The sequence below is a fragment of the Streptomyces cupreus genome, from assembly GCF_014257025.1.
Lineage (GTDB): Bacteria > Actinomycetota > Actinomycetes > Streptomycetales > Streptomycetaceae > Streptomyces > Streptomyces cupreus.
Genome location: NZ_JACMSF010000002.1, coordinates 303,755 through 326,777, shown reverse-complemented (window position 1 = coordinate 326,777; position 23,023 = coordinate 303,755). Strand labels below are relative to the sequence as shown.

Below are 23,023 nucleotides of genomic sequence, written 5' to 3'. Positions count from 1 at the left end.
CGACTGCGGAGTGTCCGTTCAGGGTGGGGAGTGCGCCTCGTGCCGCAGCTCGCGTTCGCCAACAGCTTCTGGGAGAGCTACGACGTCCTGGAGCGGCCCGTCAAAGCCGGTGTGCGCAAGGCGATGCAGAAGTTCCAGCAGCTCACCGTACCCGAACTGCAGGCGGACAAGGGGCTGCACCTGGAGTCCGTGGAGAACGCCCGCGACCCACGCATGCGGACCATCCGCATCAACGACTTCTGGCGGGGCGTCGTCCTCGCCCCGGACGACGGCAGTGACGTCTTCCTGCTCGTCAACGTCGTCCCCCACGACGACGCCTACACCTGGGCCGCGAAGCGGCTGTACACGACGAACTCCGCGACCCGGGCGCTGGAGGTCCGCAACGTCGCGGCGATCGAACAGCTGACCCCGGCCCTGGAGAAGGCCGCCGCGGTCGCCGACTCGCTGCTCTTCGCGAAGTACTCGGACACGGTGCTGCGCGAACTCGGCATCGACGACCAGGTACTCAGGGCGGTGCGGACCATCCTCGACAAGGCGCAGCTACGGGCCTTCGAGACACTGCTGCCGGAGGACCAGTGCGAGGTGTTGCAGTATCTGGCCGAGGGGTTTAGCCCCGAGGAGGTGTACCGGGACGTGGTCGCCGTCCGGCGGCCCGTCGATGCGGGGCCCGACCCGGATGAGAGCCTGGCCGTCGTCATCGCCAACACCACGAGCCGCATCACCCTGGTCACCGGCCCGGAGGAGCTCGCCGACATCCTGGAGAAGCCGTTCGCGGCCTGGCGGGTATTCCTGCACCCCTCGCAGCGCCGTGTCGCCTACCGGGTGTCGTACGGCGGCCCGGTGCAGGTCACCGGCGGCCCGGGGACCGGCAAGACGGTCGCGGCACTGCACAGGGTCAAGCACCTGCTCACCCGCTCCCCGGACGCCCGCGTGCTGCTCACCACGTTCACCAATGCCCTGGCCGCGTCGTTGCGGGAAAACCTGACCGCTCTCCTGGACGACGACGAGTCGCTGCTCACCCGTGTCGAGGTGACCACGGTCAATGCCTACGCGCACGGCATCGTGACCCGTCTCGACGGCCGGGCGCCCTCCCCGATCGGCGACCGGGAGGAGCGGCAGGTGTGGCAGCGGGTCGTCAAGAAGCTCGGCCTGCCATGGACGGAGCAGTTCCTGGCCCAGGAGTACCGCCACGTCGTCCTCGCCCAGGACCTGCGCAGCCTGGACGACTACCGCGCGGCCTCCCGGCGCGGTCGCGGAAGCGCACTGTCGCCGACCAAGCGGGAGCAACTGTGGCCCGCCGTCGAGCTGTTCGAGTGCATGCTCCGCGACCGGAAGTCCACTACCCACCTCAAGGTGTGCGCCCGCGCGGCCGAGCTCCTGGCGGCTTCCTCACCCACGCACGACCACGTCGTGGTCGACGAGGCACAGGATCTGCACCCGGCCCAGTGGCGCGTCCTACGTGGCGCGGTGGCGCCCGGCAGCGATGACCTGTTCATCACCGGCGACCCGCACCAGCGGATCTACGACTCGAAGGTCTCACTCGGTTCGCTCGGTATCTCGGTGGCCGGGCGCACGCACCGCCTGCGCATCAACTACCGCAGCACGGAGGAGATCCTCGCCTGGTCGACAGGCATCCTCAGCCCGGTGTCGGTCGACGACCTGGGCGGCGAGGGCAGCGACACCCTGGCGGGTTACCGGTCGCTCCTGCACGGCCGCAGACCGCACGTGGACGGGTACGCCTCGGAGCAGGCGGAGATCGCGGCGCTCGTCGAACGCGTCGAGGCTTGGATCGCGCAGGGCATCCGGCCGTCGGAGATTGGCGTGTGCGCCCGCTTCAACGTGCTGCTCGACAAGGCGTACGACAAGCTGGCCGCGGCCCGGGTGCCGGTGGTCCGGGTCAGAGACAATCCGGGACCGGATGCGGAGGGCGTACGGCTGGCCACGATGCACGCCATGAAGGGACTGGAGTTCCGCTGCGTCGCCGTCCTCGGAGCGACGGCGAGCGCGCTCCCCTTCGCCCGCGAAGTGACGCCGGCCTCCGTGGATGCGCTGCAGCACGACTCGGACCTGCTCCGGGAGCGGTGTCTGCTGTTCGTGGCCTGCACACGGGCGCGGGAGGCGCTGGCGGTGTCGTGGAGCGGATCGGCCAGTCCATTCGTTCCGCAGGCGAAGTGACGTACCGCTCCGATGACGTGACTGCCCGTCAATCCCCTGGTGTAAGCGCCCCGTTGCCGAGCCCGTCCCGTGCCAGCGACGCTGCCTGCTTGCTGAGTTCGGCCACCTTCCGCGCCCGCTCCTCGAACTCCTGCAGTGCGCGGAACGCTGCCCCGTAGCGACGCTGTTCGGCGATGTCCATCTGCGGGATGCGGGCGCCCTTGCCGTCGAGCCGGTAGGTGCCGCTGGCGCTTGTGGACCGGCGGGTGTTCGCCGCGCTGCGCAGAAAACCCTGGAGATAGTCGGTGTCGAGCTGATCGCTCGCCGAAACCGGCTCCGGATCGCCGTACTCGACCAGCCCGGCACGCGCGAGGTCGGCGACACTGACGGACGGCCCCTCCAGGGCGCTGGAGCCGACGCCCCCCATCAAGGTCGGCAGCAGGTCGGCCAGCAGCCGCACCTGCTCGGCCAACTCCTGCCGCAGAGCCCGGTACTCGGTCGCGTAGTCGCGGTGGGACTCCTCGACGTGACGGCCGGGAGTGAGATCCACGGCGTCGTCGAGGAGTTCGATCAGGGGTACGTCCGCCGTCTGGTCGGGCCCTGGCTCCAGCGGGCCGTCCAGATCGTTCGCCGTAAGGTCGACCATGCGCACCCTGGCGACGGCATCATCCGGGGACTGCGGGCGACGCAAATGCCAGAGGTGCACGGGGAGGGCATGCGAGGCAGCGCTCCCAGGTGGTAGTGCGATGACGTGCGTGAGGATGCCGCGGCGCACGAGCTCGGCCCGGATACGGCGGCCGGCCTTTCGGTAGGCGACCGAGGCGGGCATGACCAAGAGGACGCGCCCGCCCGGACCGGTGTGCGCGTAGGCGTGTTGCAGCCAGGCGAGTTCGCCTTCGGCACGCGAGGGTGTGCCGAGCTCCCACCGGGGGTCGAGGAGCAGGTCCTCGCGTCCCCAGTCGGTGCCACCGACGGGCGGATCGCAGACGACGAGATCGGCCTTGAGGTCCGGCCAGTGGTCGTCGCGCAGGGAATCTCCGGTGAGGATGTCGACGCCGGTGCGTCCCGTGAGATCGGCTCGCAGCTGCGCGAATCGAGCACTGCGGGCGTCGGCCTCCTGACCATAGCGCTTTGGCCCGAGCTCGGGTCCGACAGTCAACAGGAGCGTTCCGATACCGCACGCCGGATCGAAGAGGGTCGCATCAGCAGGCACCTCGCCTGCAAAGTGCCGCACCGCATGGACGATGCGCGGTGATGTGACCTGGTCGGACCCGGCCCGGCGCACTGAGTCGGTGAAGCGCTCGGTAAGCGCGCTCAACACGTCACCGGGTGATCCACTGTTGCCGAGCTTCCGCGCCAGTCGAACGGCATCCGTTGGCAGAGCTTCCGGGGCCTCGCCCTCGGCACCGGCGAGCAGCTGGGCGACATCGGCGAGCCCGCCGATCATCTCGTCGCCGTAGGCCGCTCGCAGGGCCTGCCACAGCTGCACCTCCTCCGAGACGTCCTGCCCCTTGCGCTGTTTGTCCAGCCACGCCTGCACCGCGGCCAGGTCGAACAGCGGACTGTTCGCACCGCCGCCTGCGGGCGCGGGAAAGTCCTCGTACCGCCGCCTCCAGTTGGAGACTGCGGCACGCGTGACACCAGCGAGCCGGGCGATCTCGGAGCCGGTGACAAGCGGTCCACCGACTGGCGGGGCGGGATGGTCTGCCATGCGCGTCACCGTACACGGGTCCTATGGCTCCATCAATCAAGAGAGTGCGTTGACAGTGTACACATACCTATGTCTGCCGCCTGGGATCCCTCATGGAGATGCCGCTCTTCACGCTGCTTCTCGAGAAGGCCCTGAACCGAGTCGCGTACGAGTTCGAGCAAGGGCAACGGGTCGGCCTGGCGCAGTCGTAGTCCTCGAAGGAGGACCCCATGCCGCGGGCGAGCTATCGGGCCACATGTCGAACGTTCCGAGCGCACGTCAGTAATCAGACACTCGCGCCCACACAGCGGGCGGGCGGTCAGCAAGCGGGGACTCGACTGCGACACATGCTGACCGTTTTGCTGACCCGAGGTGAGCCAACAGGGCCCTGACCTGCACAAACGTCCAGGTGCTAGATCTTGGACTTGAACATGGTGCGAAGCATCGAGGCACTCCCGGATCTAGGCTCCCTGCCTGCGTTTTTGCAGGTCAAGGGCTGTTTTCTCAGCTTACAACGGCTCGTCCGCCGGACAACGCTCGCCACCCGTTGAGGGTTTACACCGACCGCTTGCCGAGTTCGCTGACGGGTTCGCCAGTCAGGCATCGAAGACCGCTCATGTCCTTCCGCCTCACCCGCGACCGACAGCCAGAGTATGGACCTGCACCCCCGAGCCGCATCGAGATCCCGGTCACGTCACGTTGGGGCGGCGAACGCGGGTGGCCGGGGATGCGGGTTCCGGTCCTGACGCCGGCTCCCGGCATCGAGATCAAGGGCCGCTAGCGGCACGTCGCGGGCGACACCGGCAGGCTGCCGCTGTCACCAATCGGTTCCCGGCCATGCCTCCACCTCCGTCGGCTCGCCGTTCACCACAGCCGTCAGGGCCGTCGACGCGCTGTGCGGCAACCCGCCCACGGCGATGCGCAGTCGAGGCCCGCCGCCCTCGGTGCGGGCCGTCAGGAGGTCGCCGTCGGACAGGTCTGCGCTGATGACGGCACGGGCGCCGCCCTCGTCATGCAGGACCGTCCGAGCCGTACGGGAGGCCGCGGCCTGTGGGTGCACCCAGACGGCCGTCACCTCGCGGAAGGGGGCACTGCCCGCGCGGTCGGCTGAGGCCATGGTGAGCAGGAGGGCGCCGACGCGCAGCCAGAGCGGTGCGGTGGCGAGCGGGAGTTCGACGTGGTGCCAGGCCGGGCCGGTGACCGGTGCGCCCCCTCGGTACGGCAGCCAGGTTCCGGGAGGGAACCACACCTGTCGCCGTCCTCCCGGCGCGTACAGCGGGGCGACGAGCAGATCGGGGCCCAGCAGGTACTGGAGGTCGGCGGTGTGGGCGTCCGGCCGGTCGGGGTGGTCCAGGAACATGGGGCGGGCGAGGGGCTCGCCGGTGCGGACCGCCTCGACGGCGGCCGAGTAGAGGTGGGCCAGGAGGCTCATGCGCAGGCGGGCCGCGTGCAGGACGGCCGCGTACGCCTCCTCGCCGAAGTCCCACGGCAGCCGGGAGGTCATGCCGTGGAATCGGCTCAGTGGTGACAGCAGGCCGAACTGGGCCCAGCGGACGAAGAGTTCGGCGTCCGGAGTGCCATGGAAGCCGCCGATGTCATGGCTCCAGAAGGGGTGTCCGGAGAGGGAGAGGGACAGGCCCGCGCGGAGCGTCGAGGCCAGGTCCGGCCAGCCGGCGTCGGGGTCGCCGGTCCACTTGGCGCCATGCCGCTGGCCGCCGGTCCAGGTGGAGCGGCCCCAGGTCAGGCCATGGCCGGCGGTGGCCTCCCGGGTGACCTCGGCGACCAGGTCGTTGTAGAGGAGGGGGTAGAGGTTGTGCAGGCGGTCGCCGGTCATGCCGTTGTGGGCGACCGTGTCGGCGGGGACGGCCTCGCCGAAGTCCGTCTTGAGGACGGACGCGCCGCTCGCGAGGGCCTGGCGGATGCGGCCCCGGAACCAGTCGACGGCCCCGGGATGAGTGAGGTCCAGCACGGCGGTGTCCGGATGTGTGCCGCCCCAGACCTGGCCGACCCAGGTCGTGCCCGAGGAGGTGCTGCGCAGGAACCAGCCGGCCCGGTCCGCCTCGCCGTAGAAGGGGCTGTCGACCCCGACGTACGGGTTCATCCAGAGCGAGACATGGAAACCCTGCCCGCCCAATTCCTCCACCAGCGCCCGCGGTCGGGGGAACGCCTCGGTGTCCCAGCGCATGTCGGACCAGGAGCCGTGCGGCTGCCAGTACGTGTCGATGTGCAGGACGTCGCAGGGGAAGCGGTGTTCGCGGATACGGCGGGCGCGTTCGCGGACCTCGTTCGCGGTGTCCTGGCGGAAACCACCGGAGATCCACGGGCCGAAGGCCCACTTGGGCGGCAGCAGGGCGGGGCCGGTGAGGTCGCGGTAGACGGCCAGGCACTCGGCGGGGGTGCCGGTGATCACGTAGTAGTCGAGCAGCTCGTCGGGGACGGTCATCGACCAGGCGCCGGTGTTGCTGTGCGCGAGGTCGAAGACCGCCGCCGTCGTGGTGTCCACGAGGACGGCGTAGCCGCGGCTGGAGAGAAGGTAGGGCACCGCCTTGTAGGAGCGGGTTCCGGTGGAACCCTGGGCGTCCTGGATCCAGCACTCGACCGACTGACCGCGCAGGTCAGGGCCGGTGAAGCGTTCACCGAGGCCGTAGAAGTGCTCGTCGGGTTCGGTGATCCAGCTGTCGTGGTGGGCGAGCCGGCCGTCGGCGAGCTCGGTGACGCCCAGCGGTAGCACGGTGAGGTCCCCGGACGGGCCCCGTACGTCCGTCGCCTGGCGCAGGACGTGACCCTGACAGTCGGTCAGTTGCATGGAGAAGGGCGCCAGACGGACCTCCACGCGCAGGGCGTCGAGCTGGAGTGCGACGGCGTTCGGCGCCCGCTCCGTGTGACAGCGTTCGCCGGCCGGCGCGTCGACGACGGAGACCCGCGGTGCCGTCGGCACTCCCGCCATACGGAGGGTGACCCGCACTGATCGTGCCGTCGTGGGCCGCAGACGCAGGGTGCCGGCGCGTCCCGCGGCGGTGCGCACGTCCAGAACCGCGGCGTCCGCGCCGGCCCGCACGATGGTGGCGGTGACAACCGGGTCGAGCGCGGTGGGACCGGCGGGGATCAGAGGCGGGGGCGGCGCCACGAAGGACGCCTGGTCACGGGGATGCAGTGGTGAGGGCATGGCTCTCCAGACGGCTTTCGGGCATGGCGCTCTTCGGCGGACGCATCGTCAGCCCCGGACACTGCCGGCGGTGAGCCCGCCGACGATGAAGCGCTGGAAGAGGGCGAAGACGCAGACCACCGGAAGGCTGATGAGAGTGGCGGTGGCCATCAGCGCGCCCCACGACGTACCGTGCTGGCCGACGAACGCGTTGAGCAGGACGGTGACGGGCTGGACGTCGGGCCCGGCGGCGAGGGTGAGGCCGAAGAGGAACTCGCCCCAGCCGATCAGGAAGGCCAGCCCGGCCGCCGCGACCAGTCCCGGCACCATGAGCGGCAGGACGACCCGCAGCAGTACGCCGAGCAGTCCACACCCGTCGACCAGGGCAGCCTCCTCCAGTTCACGCGGGATGCTGCGCAGTACGGGACGCAGCACGATCACGGTGAAGGGAAGCGTGAGGGTCGTGTCGGCGGCGATCAGGCCCACGTATGTGTCGTCGAGACCCGCCCGGCGTTCGAGGATGAACAGGGGTGCCGCCAGCACGATGGCGGGCGGCAGCTGGGCGACGAGGAGGGCGAGCACCATGCCGCCCGAGCCCCGCATCGGGACCCGGGCCAGGGCGTAGGCGAGCGGGACGCCCAGCAGCAGGGTGACCGCCACGACCCCACTGGAGATCACCAGGCTGTTGAGCAGCGCCCGCGGAAGCCCCTCGTAGTCCAGTGCCGTCGAGTAGTTCTCGCCGGTGAGCGGTGCGGGCACCCATTGCGGGGACGGGGTCAGGATCCGGTCCGGCGGGGTGAGGCTGGTCTTGGCCATCCAGTACACCGGCAGCAGGAAGGCCGCGGTGATCAGGGTGGCGACCGCGGTGAGCAGCCAGGGATGGCGGGGTGGCTTCACGCGGACCCCCCTGCCGGTTCCTCCCGGCGCAGTCGTCGTACGTACCACACGCCCGTGAGCAGCGGTACGACGAGCAGCAGCAGGCCCGCGGCGGCGCCCTGCCCGAACCGGAAGAACTTGAAGAAGACCTCGTAGACGTAGAGGGAGAGCACCCGGGTGGCGTCCACGGGACCGCCGCCCGTCATCACGAAGATCAGGTCGAAGACCTTGAAGGTGTAGATGAGGCCGAGCAGCAGCACGGTCACCGACACCGGCCGCATCAGCGGCAGCGTGATCCGGCGCAAGCGCTGCCAAGCACCCGCCCCGTCGATGGCCGCCGCCTCGTACAGCTGCGGGTCGATGGTGTGCAGGCCCACCAGGAGCAGCAGCATGTTGAAGGGCACGCCGACCCAGATGTTGGCGAACACGACGCCGGCCAAGGAGGTGGACGGGTCGGTGAGCCAGTCGTGGGACAGGGAGCCCAGGCCGACCGCCCGCAGAAGCGCGTTGTAGGCGCCGGACTCCGCGTCCAGCAGCCAGCGGAAGAGGGTGCCGCTGACCACCGGGGGCAGCAGCCAGGCCACCAGAAGCAGCGAGCGCAGCAGGCCGTTGAGCGGGAACGGGCGGACGAAGAGCAGGGCCAGCGCGAAGCCGAGGATGAACTGGAGGACGAGCGAGCCGATGGTGAAGATCAGTGAGAGGCGTACGGAGTGCCAGAAGGCCGCGTCGTCGACCACGGCCCGGTAGTTCTCGAGGCCGTTGAACCGTTCGGCTCCGCCGAGCAGGCTGCTCAGCTCCACGTCGTGGACGGACGTCCAGATGTTGTAGAGCAGGGGGTAGGCCAGGAAGAGCGCGAGGAAGGCCATTCCGGGGAGGCAGAACAGGTAGCCGGCGCGTCGGCGGTGCGTGGACGGGGCGCGGCGGTGCCTCATCGTCAACCCAGCGCCTTGTTGATCTTCGTTGCCGCGGTCCTCGCCGCGGCCGAGGGCGACGCGGAACCGGTGAGGACGGCCTGCTCCGCCTCCGCGATGGCCTGCGAGGCGTCGGCGTAGTGCTCTCCGTACTGACGCGGGCGGGCGAGCGGTAGCTGGCTGAGGAACAGCCGCAGGGCCGGGTCGGACGCCCAGGTGCCCTCGTCGGCGAGGTCCTTGCGCGCGGGGAGCTCGCCGAACGACGTCAGGTAGGGCACGAGAACAGACGGTCGCTGGGTGTACTCCAGGACTTCCCACGCCTTGTCGAGGTGCTCGCTCTGGGCCATCACGACCCAGTTCTCCCCGCCGAGACAGGTGGCGGCTTCCTTGTCGCGGGGCAGGGGGACGACGACCCAGTCGAAGTCCGCCTTCTTGAGGGTGGGGATCTGCCATGGGCCGTTGATCTGCAGGGCGGCGCGCTGGTTGAGGAACCGCGTGTTGACGTCCTGCTGGGTCCAGCCCACGCACTGCTCGGACAGGGAGCCCTTGCGGACCAGGTCCTCGATGAACGACAGGGCCGTCGCGCCGTCCGTGGCGAAGGTGTCCAGGTCGCCGCCCGCCTGCCACAGGAACGGCAGGAACTGGAACACGCCCTCCTCGGTCTTGATCGCGCTGAGCGCCAGGCCGAACCGGTCCCCACTGGTCAGCCTCTGGGCCGCGGACGCCAACTCGTCCCAGGTGGTGGGGGGTTCCACGCCGGCTTGGTCGAGCATGCGGATGTTGCAGTAGAGGGCGAGACAGTTGCTGTTGTTGGGGATGCCCAGGGTCTTCCCGGCGACCTGGCAGCCCTCCCACGGGCCCTTGTAGTACTGATCGGCCTGGCCCCACTGCTCCACCCGGTCGGTGAGGTCGGCCAGCAGGCCGCCGCCGCCCAGAGTGTTCATGGCGACGTTGTCGACGATGGCGATGTCCGGCAGGTCGCCGGAGATCGCGCCCAGGGTGATCTGCCGGTCGAGCTCCGCGAAGGGGAAGGTCCGCCGCTCGATCCTCACGTTCGGGACGCCCGCCTCGATGTCCTTGATGAGGCGGTTCATTCCGGGCTGGAAGTTGTCCAGCGTGAAGTAGTCCCACCAGGTGAGGGTGACCGTGTCCGTCTCGTCGGACCCGCAGGAAGCCAGGGACCCGCCGAGGCCGAGGGCAGCCGCTCCCGCGCCCGCGGTGCGCAGGAAGCCGCGGCGGTCGACCTTGTGCGACATGTTCCCCTCCAGGAGGACGTATCGGATAAAGAGCGAGAAAGCGACGTATCCGAAGTACGGCGTATCAGAAATCGATGTCGAATTCCGGGAACTCGGGCTCGGGTTCCGATCCGGGCACCGAACGGCAGGGACCGGTGCTGGCGCGCAGCGTGATCAGGGGTCTGAGCAGGACGTGCCGGGGAGGCGCCCCTGGCTTGCGCAGGCGTTCCACCATCAGCTCGACGGCGGCCCGGGTCATCTCCTTGGTGGGTATCTCGGCGGCGGTGAGCTGCGGACTCACCTGCTCGGCCCAGGGGCTGGCCGCCACGCCGACGACCGAGAAGTCGCGCGGCACGCTGCGGCCGTGCCGGGTCAGACCGCGGTAGACGCCCTCCAGGGCCGCCTCGTTCTGGGTGACCATGGAGGTGGTCATCGGGTCGTCCAGCAGGATCCGCTCGACGACCTCCTCACCGGAGGCGAGGTCGTCGCCGCAGAGGTAGGCGCGCGGCACGAGCCCGAGCTGGGTCATCGCCTCGGTGTAGCCCTCGTCGCCGAGCCGGGCGAAGCCGTAGCCGCTGTCGAACAGCTGCTCAGAACGGTTCACGAAGACGATCCCGCGGTGGCCGAGGTCTGCGAGATGCCGCACGCAGCCGCTCGCCAGGCCGGCGAAGTCCAGATCGACCCAGCCGACCGCGTCGGCCCGGTGGTTGCGGCCGATGGCGACGAAGGGGAAGCCGGTGGCGGCCAGGTGCTCGACGCGGTCGTCCTCCCGGCGGATCTCCATGACGATCACGCCGTCCACGCGAGGACCTCCGTACGCCGGCTCCTCGCCGACCATGCGCCGGAACGAGGGGTCGTCGTCCGTGGCGGCAGGAGAGAGCAGCAGGTCGTAGCCGTGTCTCGTGGCGGACTCGGCCACTCCGCCGATGAAGGCGAGCTGCATGGTGGTGTAGACCTGGTTGCGTCCGGCCGGCGGATAGAGCAGCCCGAGTGTGTGCGTCCTGCCAGCGGGGGACGCTGTCGTCGGCTCGTCCCTGTGCTCGGTCATGGTCAGCTGACGGGGAGGGGTTGTTCGGCCCAGATGGTCTTCCCGGTGGCTGTCTGGCGGGTCCCCCAGCCCTGGGTGAGCTGGGCGACCATGTGCAGGCCCCGCCCGCCCTCGTCGTACGTGCGGGCCCGGCGCAGATGGGGCGCCGTGCTGCTGGCGTCGGACACCTCGCAGATCAGGGTCCGGTCCCGGATCAGCCTCAGTCCGATCGGTACGGCTCCGTAGCGGATGGCGTTGGTGACCAGCTCGCTCACCACCAGCTCGGTGACGAACGCCGCGTCCTCCAGCCCCCAGAGCGCCAGCTGCCGCGAGGCCTGGGCCCGGGCGTCGGCCACGATCGCCGGGTCGGACGGCAGTGCCCAGGCGGCGACCTGGTCGGCGTGCAGCGCCCGGGTGCGGGCGAGCAGGAGGGCCACGTCGTCGGCGGGGCTGTCGGACAGCAGGGCCTTGAGGATGGCGTCGCAGGTCACCTCCAGTGAGGGAACGGGAGAGGCCAGGGCCTCGCAGAGCCGCTCCAGGCCCAGGGTGATGTCGCGGTCGCGGGCCTCGATCAGGCCGTCGGTGCAGAAGGCGAGCAGACTGCCCTCGGGCAGCTCCAGCTCGGTGGCCTCGAAGGGCAGACCGCCGACGCCCAGCAGCGGACCGGGAGTGAGACGGACCACGCTGACCGTGCCGTCGGGCAGCAGCACGGCGGGCGGGATGTGTCCCGCGCTGGCCATGGTGCAGACGCGGGAGACCGGATCGTAGACGGCGTACAGGCAGGTCGCGCCGATCTCACCGGTGTCGTCCCGGAAGCGGCTGTCCACGGTGTCGTCGTCCGAGGTCAGGTGAATGACCAGGTCGTCGAGGTGGGTGAGGAGCTCGTCCGGCGGCAGGTCCACGTCGGCGAGGGTGCGTACGGCGGTGCGCAGCCGCCCCATGGTGGCCGAGGCGTGGATGCCGTGCCCGACCACGTCGCCGACGACCAGGGCCACCCGGGTGCCCGACAGGGGCACGACGTCGAACCAGTCGCCGCCCACTCCGGCGCCCGTACCGGCCGGCAGGTACCGGTACACCGCCTCGACGGCCGCCTGCTTGGGCAGGTCGCGGGGCAGCAGACTGCGCTGGAGGGTGAGCGCGTTGGTTCGCTCGCGGGTGTAGCGGCGGGCGTTGTCCACGCCGACGGCGGCCCGGCCGGCGAGTTCCTCGGCGACGATCAGGTCGTCCTGTTGGAAGGGCTCGGAGCCGTCGGTACGGAGGAAGACCGCCACTCCGAGGGTGGTGCCCCGGGCCCGCAACGGGGTGGCAATGATCGAGTGATACCCGTACTTCCGCGCCAGGGCGGACCGGGCCGCGTCCTGGCTGATCCAGCGGACGAAGTCCGGATCGTCCGCTCCGCTGAGCACCGGCTGCCCGCTGACCAGCGAGCGGGCGGGCGGCGAGAACGAGGGGTAGGCATCGGTCTCGCCGAGATCGACGGCCGTCTCGGCCGCGCCCTCGGCGGAGAACTGCTGCGCGACCCGGCGCAGCACCACGTCGGCGTCGACCGGCCCGGGGGTCGGCTCCTCGCCGCACATCACCGAGTCGAGAAGATCCACGCTCACGAAGTCGGCGAGCCGGGGGACGGCCAGATCGGCGAGCTCCTGGGCGGTGCGCGTCACGTTCAGCGTCGTCCCGACGCGGGTGCCCGCCTCGTTCAGCAACGCCAGCCGTTGACGGGCCGAGTGGTGCTCGCTGCTGTCGAACGCCGCGGTGCCGACCCCGACCACCTCGCCGGTATCCGGGTCCCGGACGGGCCACAGCTCGACGATCCAGGTGCGCTGGCGGGCGGAGGCGGTCGGCGGGGCCGGGGCGAAGTGTTCGTACCGCATCGGCCGGGCATCCTCGGCGACCCGGCGGACGCAGCGCAGGAAGCCTTCGTCCGTGGCCGTCGGGGCCTGCTCGTCGCCTTCCGCGACCGCGTGCGGCTGCCGTGAGCCCGGCGAGGCCGAGTCCGCTGCGCCCGCGCCCGGACTCGTCGAGGCCGGATAGGCCGACAGTGCGATCGAGGACTGGGCGAAGGCCCACTCCCGCAGCCGCCGGTCCGGCTCCGACTCGGCAGGTCGGCCGGTCATGGCGGTCACGACGAACCCCTGGGCCGCGCCGTCGCCGCCCAACAGGGGATCGACGAGCAGGGTGAACTCGACGGGATGGCCGTCCCGGTGCCGGAGCACCGCCGTGCCGCTCCACTCCCGGGAGCCGAGCGGGAGGAATCCGGCGGGTGGTTCCGGCCCCGCGAGGAGGTCGGTCACGGCACGTCCCACGATGTCCGGAGGCGAGTGGCCCAGCATCCGCCGAGCGCCCTCACTCCACCCCATGACGACGCCTTCCAGGCTGATGGTGGCTGTCGCGGCATCGGTTGACCACCCATAGTGATCGCTTTTCTGATCAACAGTGGTCATTGTCGTGCTCATTCTGGGTCAATTCGCGCCGGTGAGGCGACTCACCGTTCCAGCGTGCGCGCCAGGAGAGAATCGGACAAGTCGGATGTGCGTACACATACAGGGGGTGCGGATGTGCGGCCCGCCGGTGCGGACGGCGGCTCACACGGGGCAAGTGACCCGCAGCCGGAACCGCCGATGCTCCGCGTGAGACCAGGCTTCGCGCCCCGTCAATGACCCCTGCCGCACGCCGGGGCGCCCACCCCTACGATGACCGCGTGATCGACGACGTGAGCGGGCGGAGCTATCGCGCACAGCGGTGGGCGGCGCGGGTGGCGCTGGCGGCGGCCGGGCTCGCGCTGCTCGTCCCGCTCGGTTACGGCGGCCTCGACGGCGTGCTCATGCTCGTCGGCGGCGCCGTGGGGCTGGTCGTCACCGCCGTCGCGGTGTGGTGGACGGTGAGTCTGCGGGGGCCGTTGCGGTGGGTGGCGGCGCTGGTGGCCCTGGCCGTCCCCGCGTGTGTCGTCGCCCTGTTCGCCGCCACCGTCTTCTGGGCACTTCCGCTGTCGTTGGCGCTGTGGGGCCTCGCCGTCTGGTGCGGCCGGTACGCGCTGCGCGGTACCGGGTCCTACCGGGTGAAGGAGCGCCGCTGTCCCCCGCCGAAGCGGCCGTTCCTGATCATGAACCCGCGCTCCGGTGGCGGGAAGGTCGTCCGGTACGGCCTGGTGGAGCGGGCCGAGCGGCTCGGCGCCCGGGTCGTCGTACTCGATCCCGAGCGCCCGCAGGACGTGACCGCGCTCGCCGAGGCCGCCGTCGCCGACGGTGCCGATCTGCTCGGGGCCGCGGGCGGCGACGGCACCCAGGCGCTGGTCGCGGCCGTCGCCGCCGGGCACGGGATCCCGTTCCTGGTGATCAGCGCCGGTACCCGCAACCACTTCGCGCTGGACCTGGGCCTGGACCGCGACGACCCCGCCGCCTGTCTCGACGCGCTGACCGACGGCGTCGAACTCCGGGTGGACCTCGGTTTCGCCGGTGACCTGCCGTTCGTGAACAACGCCTCCTTCGGCGCGTACGCGGCGATCGTGCAGAGCCCCTCGTACCGCGACGACAAGCTCGGCACCAGTCTTGAGCTGCTGCCCGATCTGCTCGCCGGCCGGCAGGGGCCGCGGCTGACCGCCCGCGCGGGAGCGGTCACCCTCGATGCCCCGCAGGCCGTGCTGGTGAGCAACAACCCCTACCGGACCGGCGATCCCTTCGGGGTCGGGCGGCGCGACCGGCTCGACACAGGCGTGCTCGGCGTCCTCGGGATACGGGTGGAGAGAGCCGCCGAGGCCGCCGCGCTGCTGCTCGATCCGGCCCCGGCCGCGCTGACCGTCCACACCGCCGCCGAGGTCGTCGTCGAGTCCGACCGGCCGGAGGTCGAGGTGGGCCTCGACGGCGAGGCGCTGGTGCTGCCCTCGCCGGTGCGCTGCCGCATCGCGCCCGGCGCGCTCAGCGTCCGCGTGCCCCGCAAGCGGCCGGGGCTCGCCCGACGCGAACCCCGCCTGGACTGGCGGCGGCTGCGCAAGCTGGCCGCGACGGTCGGACGTACGGCCGCACCCCGCCGCCGGCCCTGATCACTCCGTCGACGTGGGCCGCCGCGAGGCCCGGGTCGCCTCGGCCACGTCGGTCAACGGGCGCAGCCGGTAGGTGTAGGCGTAGTCGCGGTTCGCGAACAGCTTGTACTCGTCGTGCGTGTGCGCGCCCCAGCTGTTGTCGCCGCCCACGCCCATCTGGCGGTGGTTCACCCGCAGGACGACCTCCTCGCGCGGGGTGAGCTGGTAGTCGTGGCGCGCTCCGGTCGACAGGTCCTCCGGGGTGAGGTGCGAGGCGTTGATCTCCAGCAGCGGCTCCCCGCTGACCAGCAGCCCGACGCCGTCGCGGTCGGTGAGGGCGGCCCAGCGGACGTCGGTCTTGTTGCCGTTCTCCTGCGGGCGGATGTACGAGGTCCACTGCTCGGCGACGGTGCCGGACCACAGGCCGACATCGGTGCCGTTGTTGCGGTCCCAGTGGTTCTCCTCGGGGCCGCGGCCGTAGTAGTGCAGCCTGTCCAGGCGGCCGGGGAGGAAGAGGAGGGTGCCGACCTCCGGGATGTACGGCAGTGAACTCGCGCCCGGGTGGAGGGTGTTGTCGACCTTGATCTCGCCGTTGCCGAAGACGGTGTAGGTGGTGGTGTACGTCGACTCGGTGGCCGTCGGCAGGGTGCCGCTGACCTTGATCTCCACGGCCCGGTCGCGCAGGCTCCGCACGCCGACGTCGGTCACCTCGCGGTGCGCACCGGCGTCGCGCCAGGTCTGGTTGCGGGTGTGCTGGCCGTTGCCCTTGTCGTTGTCGGTCGGTGCGCGCCAGAAGTTGGGAGCCGGTCCGGAGTCGATCAGCCGGACGCCCGCGGCCTCGTACGACGTGATGACACCGCTCTTCTTGTCGACGGTGACGGAGAAGCCCTCGCCGGTGACGGTGACGGAGTTCTCGCCGTCGACGTGGCGAAGCGCCGGCACGTCGTCGAGCGGTACCGGTGTCACCTTCGGGCTCCCGGCGTCGACGGGGAGCTGCTGCCGCGCCACCTCGAAACCCGCCTCGGCCCACTTCGTGGACTCCTTGGTGGTGAAGGAGAGTTCGAGGAAGTACTCGGCGCCCGGTGCCGGATCGGCCGGCGGCCTCAGCGGCACCGTGACGTCCTTGCTCGACAGCGGCGGCACATCGAGCTGCGTCCGGCTCAGCTTCCCCCGCTGCACCACCTTGCCGTCGGCAACGAGGGACCAACTTCCGTCGAACTCACGGAGGTTGGTGAACAGGAACTCATTGGTGAGGGTGACCGTGCCCGCGGGGCCCGCTGCGGTGGCGGCGTTGATCGCCTGGTAGACGCGCTTGATCTCCGCCGCCTTGCAGGTGTGCCCGCGGTCGGCGGTGACGACGCCGTCCGCGACGAAGTTCCCGTCGTTGGGGTTGTCACCCCAGTCGCCGCCGTAGGCGAAGAACCTCTTCTCCCTGGGCCGTTTCTCGGTGAAGCCGACGGTGGCGGCGTCGAACCAGAAGCGCACGCCGTCGTCGTCAGGGCGGCGGCTGTCGGAGGCGAGTTCGGCGGCGCTGAGGGCTCGGGCGTAGACGCGGGCGCGCCGGATCGTGCCGCTGAACTCACGGGTCCAGTTGTCGACATCGGTGGCGAGGGCGAGGGGGGCGGTGTTGCTGCCCGGCCTACGGGTGGTGGTGCGGGTGGCCTTGGCCTCGCCGTCGACGTAGAGGGTCAGGGTGCCGGCGTCGGCGTCGAAGACGCCCGCGACGTGGTGCTCGGTGCCGGTCCAGCCGTCCGACGGCAGCGCCCAGGTCGCGGTGATCCACTGGCCGCCGCCGTAGATGAAGAACTCCAGGTTCCTGTTGGTCTGCTTCAGGGCGTACTGGGTGTCGCCCTTGGCGATGATCGGCTGGTGGTAGCCGGTGACGTGCGGGGTGACCCAGGCCTCCAGGGTGAGGGAGCCGGTGAGGTCCAGGGCGGGGTCGCGGGCGAAGACGGTGCCGCCGTGGACGCCCTTGGCGCGGTCGAAGGTGCCGGAGGGGGCGAGGATCTCGCCGCGCAACCCGGTGGGGCCGGTCTCGGTGAGCAGCTTGCGTGTCGGCGTCGGCCAGCTCAGGGACTGGTCGACGAAGTCCCAGATCCAGCCGCCCTGGAGGACGTCGTAGCTGCGGACGAGGTCCCAGTACTTCTTGAAGTTGCCGTTGGAGTTCCCCATCGCGTGCGAGTACTCGATCATGACGTACGGCCGGGTGTCGGCCGTGTCCTTCGCGCGGGCCTCGACCCGGGCCGGGCTGTCGTACATCTCGGAGCGGATGTCGCTGATGCCGGGCCGGTCGTCGCCCTCGTACTGGATGACGCGGGTGGGGTCGTAGGACTTGATCCAGTCGTGCATGGCGGTGAACGTGCTGCCGGTGCCCGCCTCGTTGCCGAGGGACCAGATGACGACCGAGGCGTGGTTCTTGTCGCGGTGGACCATGTTCTGGGCGCGGGCCACGCAGGCCTCGGTCCAGTCGGCGTGGTTGCCGGGGTACTGGCCCCGGATGCCGTGTGTCTCCACGTTGGCCTCGTCGACGAGGTAGAGACCGTACTCGTCGGAGAGTTCCAGCCACAGCGGGTTGTTGGGGTAGTGCGAGGTCCGGACCGTGTTCATGTTCAGCCGCTTGATGATCTCGATGTCCTGGATCATGTCGGCGCGGGTGAGCGCGGTGCCGCGGTCGGGGTGCATCTCATGGCGGTTGGTGCCGCGGAAGGACACCGGCTTGCCGTTGATGCGCATCAGGCCGTCCTTCAGCGCGAACTCGCGCAGCCCGACCCGGTGGGACAGCGTCTCCACCACCTTGCCGGCCGGGTCGCGCAGCCGCAGCACGGCGGTGTAGAGGTACGGGTGCTCGGCCGACCAGAGCTTCGGCGCGGGCACGGACTTCGCCGCGTCCACGGTGGTGTCCTCACCGGCCGGTCCGACGTCGACGGTCTGGTTCAGCGGCCGGGACCAGACGGCGTGGCCGTCGGCGTCGTAGAGCTGGGTCTCGACGGTGTACGAGCCCGAGGCGCCGCCCTCGTAGGCGCGCACGCTCACCGTCACCGAGAGCTCGGCCGCCTTGTGGTCGGCGCTCAGCGGGGTGTCCAGCTTGAAGTCACGCAGATGCACGGCCGGCGTGGAGTAGAGGTAGACCGAGCGGAAGATGCCGCTCAGCCTGATCATGTCCTGGTCCTCCAGCCAGTCGCCGTCGGAGTAGCGGTACACCTCGACCGCGATCTGGTTGGTGCCGGGCTTCAGGTGCTCGGTGATGTCGTACTCGGCGGGGGTGAAGGAGTCCTCGTGGTAGCCCACGAGTTCGCCGTTGATCCACACGTAGTGGGCGGACTTCACGCCCTCGAAGTGCAGGAACGTGCGCCGTCCGGACCAGGAGCCGGGGACGGTGAAGGTTCTTCTGTACTGGCCGACGGGGTTGTAGCGGGTCGGCGCGGCGGGCGGCCGAGGTTCTTCGCCCAGGCCGTTGGGGCCCCAGTACGGGTAGGTGATGTTGACGTAGATCGGGAAGTCGTAGCCGTGCATCTGCCACACGGAGGGGACGGGAATGGTGTCCCAGCCCTTGTCGTCGACATCGGTGCGATAGAAGTCCGCGTCCCGGTCGTCGGGGCGGTCGACGTAGGCGAACTTCCAGGTGCCGTCGAGGCTCAGCCGGTACGGCGAGCGAGTGCGGTCGGCGGCCAGGGCCTGCTTGACGTCCGCGTACGGCATGAGCGTGGTGTGCGGCGGCTCGGTGCCCAGTCGGAAGACGGCGATGTTGTTGTTCCACTCCGGGGTGGCGTCCGCCTCCTCGGCCGCGTACGCGCGGGCGGACGGCAGTCCGGGCAGGGCGAGCGCGCCGAGGACGGCGGCTCCCCCTTCCAGGAGACGGCGACGGCTGACGGCCACACCCTGGGGGCGGTTCGAGTGGCCGGGAGACACGGGGGAGAGCGACATTGACCGTGGCCTTCCTCGGGACGACAGTGCGGCTCTGCACTTGCTGTGAGGGAGCGTCAGATCCTGTGCGGTGCTGTCGGGAAACCGACCAGAACCCTAGGATGTGAACACAAGTGAAGCAATGCTGCTGTCGTTCTTTGTGTGTTTCTGATGGGCGAGTTGGGCCGCACGGCTGGATCTCGTCCCTGAGCCCCTAGGCCGCCGGGGCCTCCGCCCGCGGGTCCGCCGTCGTCCGCTCCTCGAACTGCGTCCGGTGGAGCTCGGCGTAGCGGCCCTCGGCCAGCAGGAGTTCGTCGTGGGTGCCGCGCTCCACGATCCGGCCGTCCTCGACCACCAGGATCTGATCGGCCGCCCGCACCGTCGAAAGGCGGTGCGCGATGACGACCGCGGTCCTGCCCTCCAGGGCCTCGGCGAGGGCTTCCTGGACGGCGGCCTCGGAGGTGTTGTCGAGGTGGGCGGTGGCCTCGTCGAGGATGACGACGCGCTGGCGGGCCAGCAGCAGCCGGGCGATGGTCATCCGCTGGCGCTCGCCACCGGACAGGCGGTAGCCGCGCTCCCCGACCACCGTGTCCAGGCCGTCGGGCAGGGCGCGGACGAGGTCGTCGAGGCGGGCGCGGCGCAGGGCGTCCCACAGTTCGTCGTCGGTCGCGGTGGGGCGGGCCAGCAGCAGGTTGGCGCGGACCGTGTCGTGGAACAGATGGCCGTCCTGGGTGACCATGCCGAGGGTCTCGCGCAGGGAACGGGCGCTCACCTCACGGACATCGACGCCGCCGAGGCGTACGGCACCGCCGTCGACGTCGTACAGCCGCGGCAGCAGGCTCGCGATCGTCGACTTGCCGGCGCCGGAGGAGCCGACGAGCGCGACCGTCTGTCCCGGTTCGGCGCGGAAGGTAAGGCCGCGCAGGACCTCGGCGCCGCCGCGGGTGTCCAGCGAGGCGACCTCCTCAAGGGAGGCGAGGGAGACCTTGTCGGCGGACGGATAGCCGAAGCGGACGTCGGCGAACTCCACGGAGACCGGGCCCTCGGGGATCTCCTTGGCGTCGGGCCTGTCCTGGATGAGGGGTTCGAGGTCGAGCACCTCGAAGACGCGCTCGAAGCTGACGAGGGCGCTCATCACCTCGACGCGCGCTCCGGCGAGGGCGGTCAGCGGGGCGTACAGACGGGTCAGGAGCAGAGCGAGCGAGACGACGGCGCCGGGTTCGAGGCTGCCGCGCAGGGCGAAGAAGCCGCCGAGGCCGTAGACCAGGGCGAGTGCGAGGGCGGAGACCAGGGTCAGGGCGGTGATGAACGCCGACTGGGCGGTGGCGGTGCGGATCCCGATGTCGGCGACGCGGCGGGCGCGGGCGGCGAACTCCTCGGACTCCTGCTCGGGGCGGCCGAAGAGCTTGACGAGGGTGGCGCCGGGGGCGGAGAAGCGCTCGGTCATCCGGGTGCCCATCGCCGCGTTCAGGGTGGCCGCCTCGCGCTGCATCCGGGCCATTCGGCGGCCCATGCGGCGGGCCGGGATCACGAACACCGGGAGCAGCACCAGCGCGAGCAGGGTGATCTGCCAGGACAGGGTCAGCATGACGACGAGGGTGAGCAGCAGCGTGACCAGGTTGCTCACCACTCCGGAGAGGGTGTTGCTGAAGGCGCGCTGGGCGCCGATCACGTCGTTGTTGAGACGGGAGACGAGCGCTCCCGTACGAGTGCGTGTGAAGAACGCGACCGGCATGCGCTGCACATGATCGAACACGGCCGTCCGCAGATCGAGGATGAGTCCTTCCCCGAGCGTCGCCGAAAGCCGCCGGGCGACGATCCCGAGCGCCGCCTCCAGGACCGCGATGAGGGCGATCAGCAGGGCGAGGCGTACGACCTTGCCCTCGTCGTCGCCCGACACGATCGTGTCGACGACCAGGCCGGCCAGCACGGGCGTCGCCACGGCGAGCAGCGCGGTGACCACCCCGAGCACCACGAACCGCGCGATGCGCGCCCGGTGCGGGCGGGCGAAGGCGCCGATGCGGCGCAGCGTCTCGCGCGCGAACGGGCGGCGCTCCTGCTCGGCGTTCATGACGGTGTGCAGCTGTGTCCACGCTGTGGTCTCCATGCTCATGGGAGAGAACCTAGAACCTCAAGCTTCCTTGAGGTCAACGCGCTTCCCGAGACCACCTGTACGAAGGTCCCGATGACCGGACGTAAGCCGGAAGCCCCGATTCCGCAACCCGCAGTTGGCGCGGCGCGGAAAACCTCTCCGAGTGTGACTGCGGTACAACTCCCCGACCCGCCCAAGGGACGACTCCCCCGACGCGTCCCCGTCCGGCAGATCCTGTGTCTGCTTCCACTCGTGCTGGTCGCGGTGGTGGCGGTGCAGCACCGTGCCGTGCTCGCCGAGGGCTTCGCGCATCTGGGCACCGCCGAGTGGCCCTGGCTGGTCGCGGCGGCCGGCGCCACCTGTCTGACGTGGGTGGCGGCGGCGTGCTGCCGGCAGGGCGCGGTGGTCGAACGGCTGCCTTCGGCACGGCTGCTCGCCACCCAGTTCGCGGCGGGCGCCGCCAATCATCTGCTGCCGACCGGCCTTGGCGCGAGCGCGGTCAACCTGCGGTTCATGACCGTGTGCGGGCTGCCGCTCGCCCGCTCCTCGGCGGCCATCGCGCTCTATCTGCTGGCCGAGTCCATAGGCCGGGTCGCCCTGCTGGCGGCACTGCTGCTGGCCTTCCCCGACGCGCTACGGCTGAGCAGCCTGCTGCCGGAGGGGGCGGTGGGCCCGCTGATCGTCGCGCTGGCCGTGGCGGTGCTGCTGACGGCGGGCGTCCTGGGGTTGATCCGCCGCGTGCGCACCACGGTCGTCTCCTTCCTGCGCACCGCGCTCGGCGAGGCCCGCTCGGTGCACACCCGCGCGTCCCGGGCGCTGGCCCTGTGGGGCGGCGCGTTCGCGTTCCCGGCTCTCCAGGCGGCGGGACTGGTCGCGGTGGGCGAGGCGCTGGGCCTTGATGTGCCTCCGCTGCACATGGCGGTCGCCTACCTCGCCGCGACGGTCGCGGTCGCGCTGATCCCCACGCCGGGCGGCCTCGGTTCGGTCGAGGCGGCGCTGATCGTGGCGCTGGTGGCGGCGGGGGGTCCGGCGGCCGTGGCAACGGCGGTGGTGCTGGCGTACCGGATCATCACGGTGTGGCTGCCGATACTGCCGGGGGCGTTGACGCTGGGGGCGCTGGTGCGGTGGAAGGTCATCTGACGGCGCATTGATGTTGCCGGAGAACCGGAGAGGACGAGGCGCCCCCGCCCTACCGGGGGCGCCTTTCGTGTGCGTGTGCCGGGGGGATCTCGAAAAACCTGAGCGAAAAGATGTTGGCCCAGCATGCCCCGCAGGCGCCCGTTCACGAGGCCCGGCTGACTCTCCCCTCGGTCGAGGTCTCGGTTCCCGCCTCCCGGCACTTCACGGAGGACCGGCTCAGCAGCTGGGGCGTCGACGCGGACGCCTGCGCCTCCGCCGCACTGATCGTCGACGAGCTGGCCTCCAAGCTGTCGCGGCGGTGAGTGCTGGGAATTCCCGAAACTTCGTGTATTGACTGCGCAGCGGGCACCCTTTCGCGGGCCCGATTGACGTCCCTGAGCTGCTGATGAATGGGCCGGCAGGGGGCGGGAACTTGGTCGGCACGGAAGGCGTCTTCCCGAGCGAGCGAGGTGGGGCTGCCCACCTGCCATACCAAGAGACGAGGACGACGCATGAGTGACAAGGCCCGGCGACTGTTCGAGGCGCTCGACCTCGACCAGAACGGGACCCTCACCCGGGACGAGGTGATCGTCGCCCTGCAGAAGAAGGGACCGTCGCTGGCCGCAGCGGGCGTTCTGCCGGTTTGGGGGGTGCAGGACATCGAAGCGTCGTCGGCACTGTTCGACGCCGCAGACCAGAACGGGGATGCCGTACTGACTCTGGAGGAGTTCACCGCGGTGGTGGACCGCCGGTTCGGCTGGAGCTGACGCCGGATCGGCGAAACCGCGGACCAGGCGCGGGTCCCCACAACATCCGCCTGCTCGTGCACCAGAAGGCCGAGGTCGGACATGGCTCC

At 70.6% G+C, this 23,023-nt stretch carries 14 protein-coding genes; 5 read left to right on the top strand and 9 right to left on the bottom strand.

Going from position 1 to position 23,023, the window contains the following annotated elements; translation table 11 throughout:
* Positions 1–39: 39 nt before the first annotated feature.
* Positions 40–2,175 carry a UvrD-helicase domain-containing protein gene (locus H4N64_RS03250; protein WP_186280531.1) on the top strand — a complete coding sequence of 712 codons (2,136 nt, stop codon included), beginning with the start codon at positions 40–42 and terminating at the stop codon, positions 2,173–2,175.
* Between the two features lie 28 nt (positions 2,176–2,203).
* Here H4N64_RS03250 and H4N64_RS03245 read toward each other — a convergent pair whose 3' ends face one another.
* The 7 genes from H4N64_RS03245 to H4N64_RS03215 all read right to left on the bottom strand — a co-directional run bounded on the left by H4N64_RS03245 (position 2,204) and on the right by H4N64_RS03215 (position 13,395).
* On the bottom strand, positions 2,204–3,865 hold the full coding sequence (locus H4N64_RS03245) for an N-6 DNA methylase (RefSeq protein WP_186280530.1): 1,662 nt from the start codon (positions 3,863–3,865) through the stop codon (positions 2,204–2,206).
* A gap of 796 nt (positions 3,866–4,661) precedes the next feature.
* Positions 4,662–7,010 (bottom strand): glycoside hydrolase family 31 protein, encoded by a 2,349-nt coding sequence (locus tag H4N64_RS03240; RefSeq protein WP_186280529.1) that lies wholly within the window; start codon positions 7,008–7,010, stop codon positions 4,662–4,664.
* Between the two features lie 48 nt (positions 7,011–7,058).
* A complete protein-coding gene (locus H4N64_RS03235; RefSeq protein WP_186280528.1) occupies positions 7,059–7,886 on the bottom strand; it encodes an ABC transporter permease subunit in 828 nt (275 codons plus the stop codon).
* On the bottom strand, positions 7,883–8,797 hold the full coding sequence (locus H4N64_RS03230) for a carbohydrate ABC transporter permease (RefSeq protein WP_186280527.1): 915 nt from the start codon (positions 8,795–8,797) through the stop codon (positions 7,883–7,885). Before H4N64_RS03230 ends, H4N64_RS03235 begins: the two co-directional genes overlap by 4 nt.
* A 2-nt stretch (positions 8,798–8,799) precedes the next feature.
* Complete coding sequence (locus H4N64_RS03225; RefSeq protein WP_186280526.1) at positions 8,800–10,032, bottom strand: ABC transporter substrate-binding protein; 1,233 nt, start codon at positions 10,030–10,032, stop codon at positions 8,800–8,802.
* Positions 10,033–10,096: 64 nt separating this feature from the next.
* The gene (locus H4N64_RS03220; RefSeq protein ID WP_186280525.1) at positions 10,097–11,059 is read right to left on the bottom strand and encodes a LacI family DNA-binding transcriptional regulator; all 963 of its coding nucleotides are present in this window, start codon (positions 11,057–11,059) and stop codon (positions 10,097–10,099) included.
* A gap of 2 nt (positions 11,060–11,061) precedes the next feature.
* The gene (locus tag H4N64_RS03215) at positions 11,062–13,395 is read right to left on the bottom strand and encodes a SpoIIE family protein phosphatase (RefSeq protein WP_260859515.1); all 2,334 of its coding nucleotides are present in this window, start codon (positions 13,393–13,395) and stop codon (positions 11,062–11,064) included.
* Positions 13,396–13,736: 341 nt separating this feature from the next.
* On the opposite strand from H4N64_RS03215, the gene H4N64_RS03210 reads away from it, so the two are divergent.
* Positions 13,737–15,074, top strand: coding sequence for a diacylglycerol kinase family protein (locus H4N64_RS03210; RefSeq protein WP_186280523.1), 1,338 nt, complete (start codon positions 13,737–13,739; stop codon positions 15,072–15,074).
* Here H4N64_RS03210 and H4N64_RS03205 read toward each other — a convergent pair whose 3' ends face one another.
* Both H4N64_RS03205 and H4N64_RS03200 read right to left on the bottom strand, forming a co-directional pair.
* Positions 15,075–18,977 carry a glycoside hydrolase family 2 TIM barrel-domain containing protein gene (locus H4N64_RS03205; protein WP_186280522.1) on the bottom strand — a complete coding sequence of 1,301 codons (3,903 nt, stop codon included), beginning with the start codon at positions 18,975–18,977 and terminating at the stop codon, positions 15,075–15,077.
* Positions 18,978–19,170: 193 nt separating this feature from the next.
* Positions 19,171–21,069 carry an ABC transporter ATP-binding protein gene (locus tag H4N64_RS03200; RefSeq protein WP_186280521.1) on the bottom strand — a complete coding sequence of 633 codons (1,899 nt, stop codon included), beginning with the start codon at positions 21,067–21,069 and terminating at the stop codon, positions 19,171–19,173.
* Positions 21,070–21,213: 144 nt separating this feature from the next.
* On the opposite strand from H4N64_RS03200, the gene H4N64_RS03195 reads away from it, so the two are divergent.
* From H4N64_RS03195 to H4N64_RS03185, 3 genes are all read left to right on the top strand, one after another.
* The gene (locus H4N64_RS03195; RefSeq protein WP_186280520.1) at positions 21,214–22,188 is read left to right on the top strand and encodes a flippase-like domain-containing protein; all 975 of its coding nucleotides are present in this window, start codon (positions 21,214–21,216) and stop codon (positions 22,186–22,188) included.
* 110 nt (positions 22,189–22,298) lie between these two features.
* A complete protein-coding gene (locus tag H4N64_RS03190; protein ID WP_186280519.1) occupies positions 22,299–22,490 on the top strand; it encodes a hypothetical protein in 192 nt (63 codons plus the stop codon).
* A 189-nt stretch (positions 22,491–22,679) separates the two neighbouring features.
* On the top strand, positions 22,680–22,934 hold the full coding sequence (locus H4N64_RS03185) for an EF-hand domain-containing protein (protein WP_186280518.1): 255 nt from the start codon (positions 22,680–22,682) through the stop codon (positions 22,932–22,934).
* Positions 22,935–23,023: the final 89 nt, after the last annotated feature.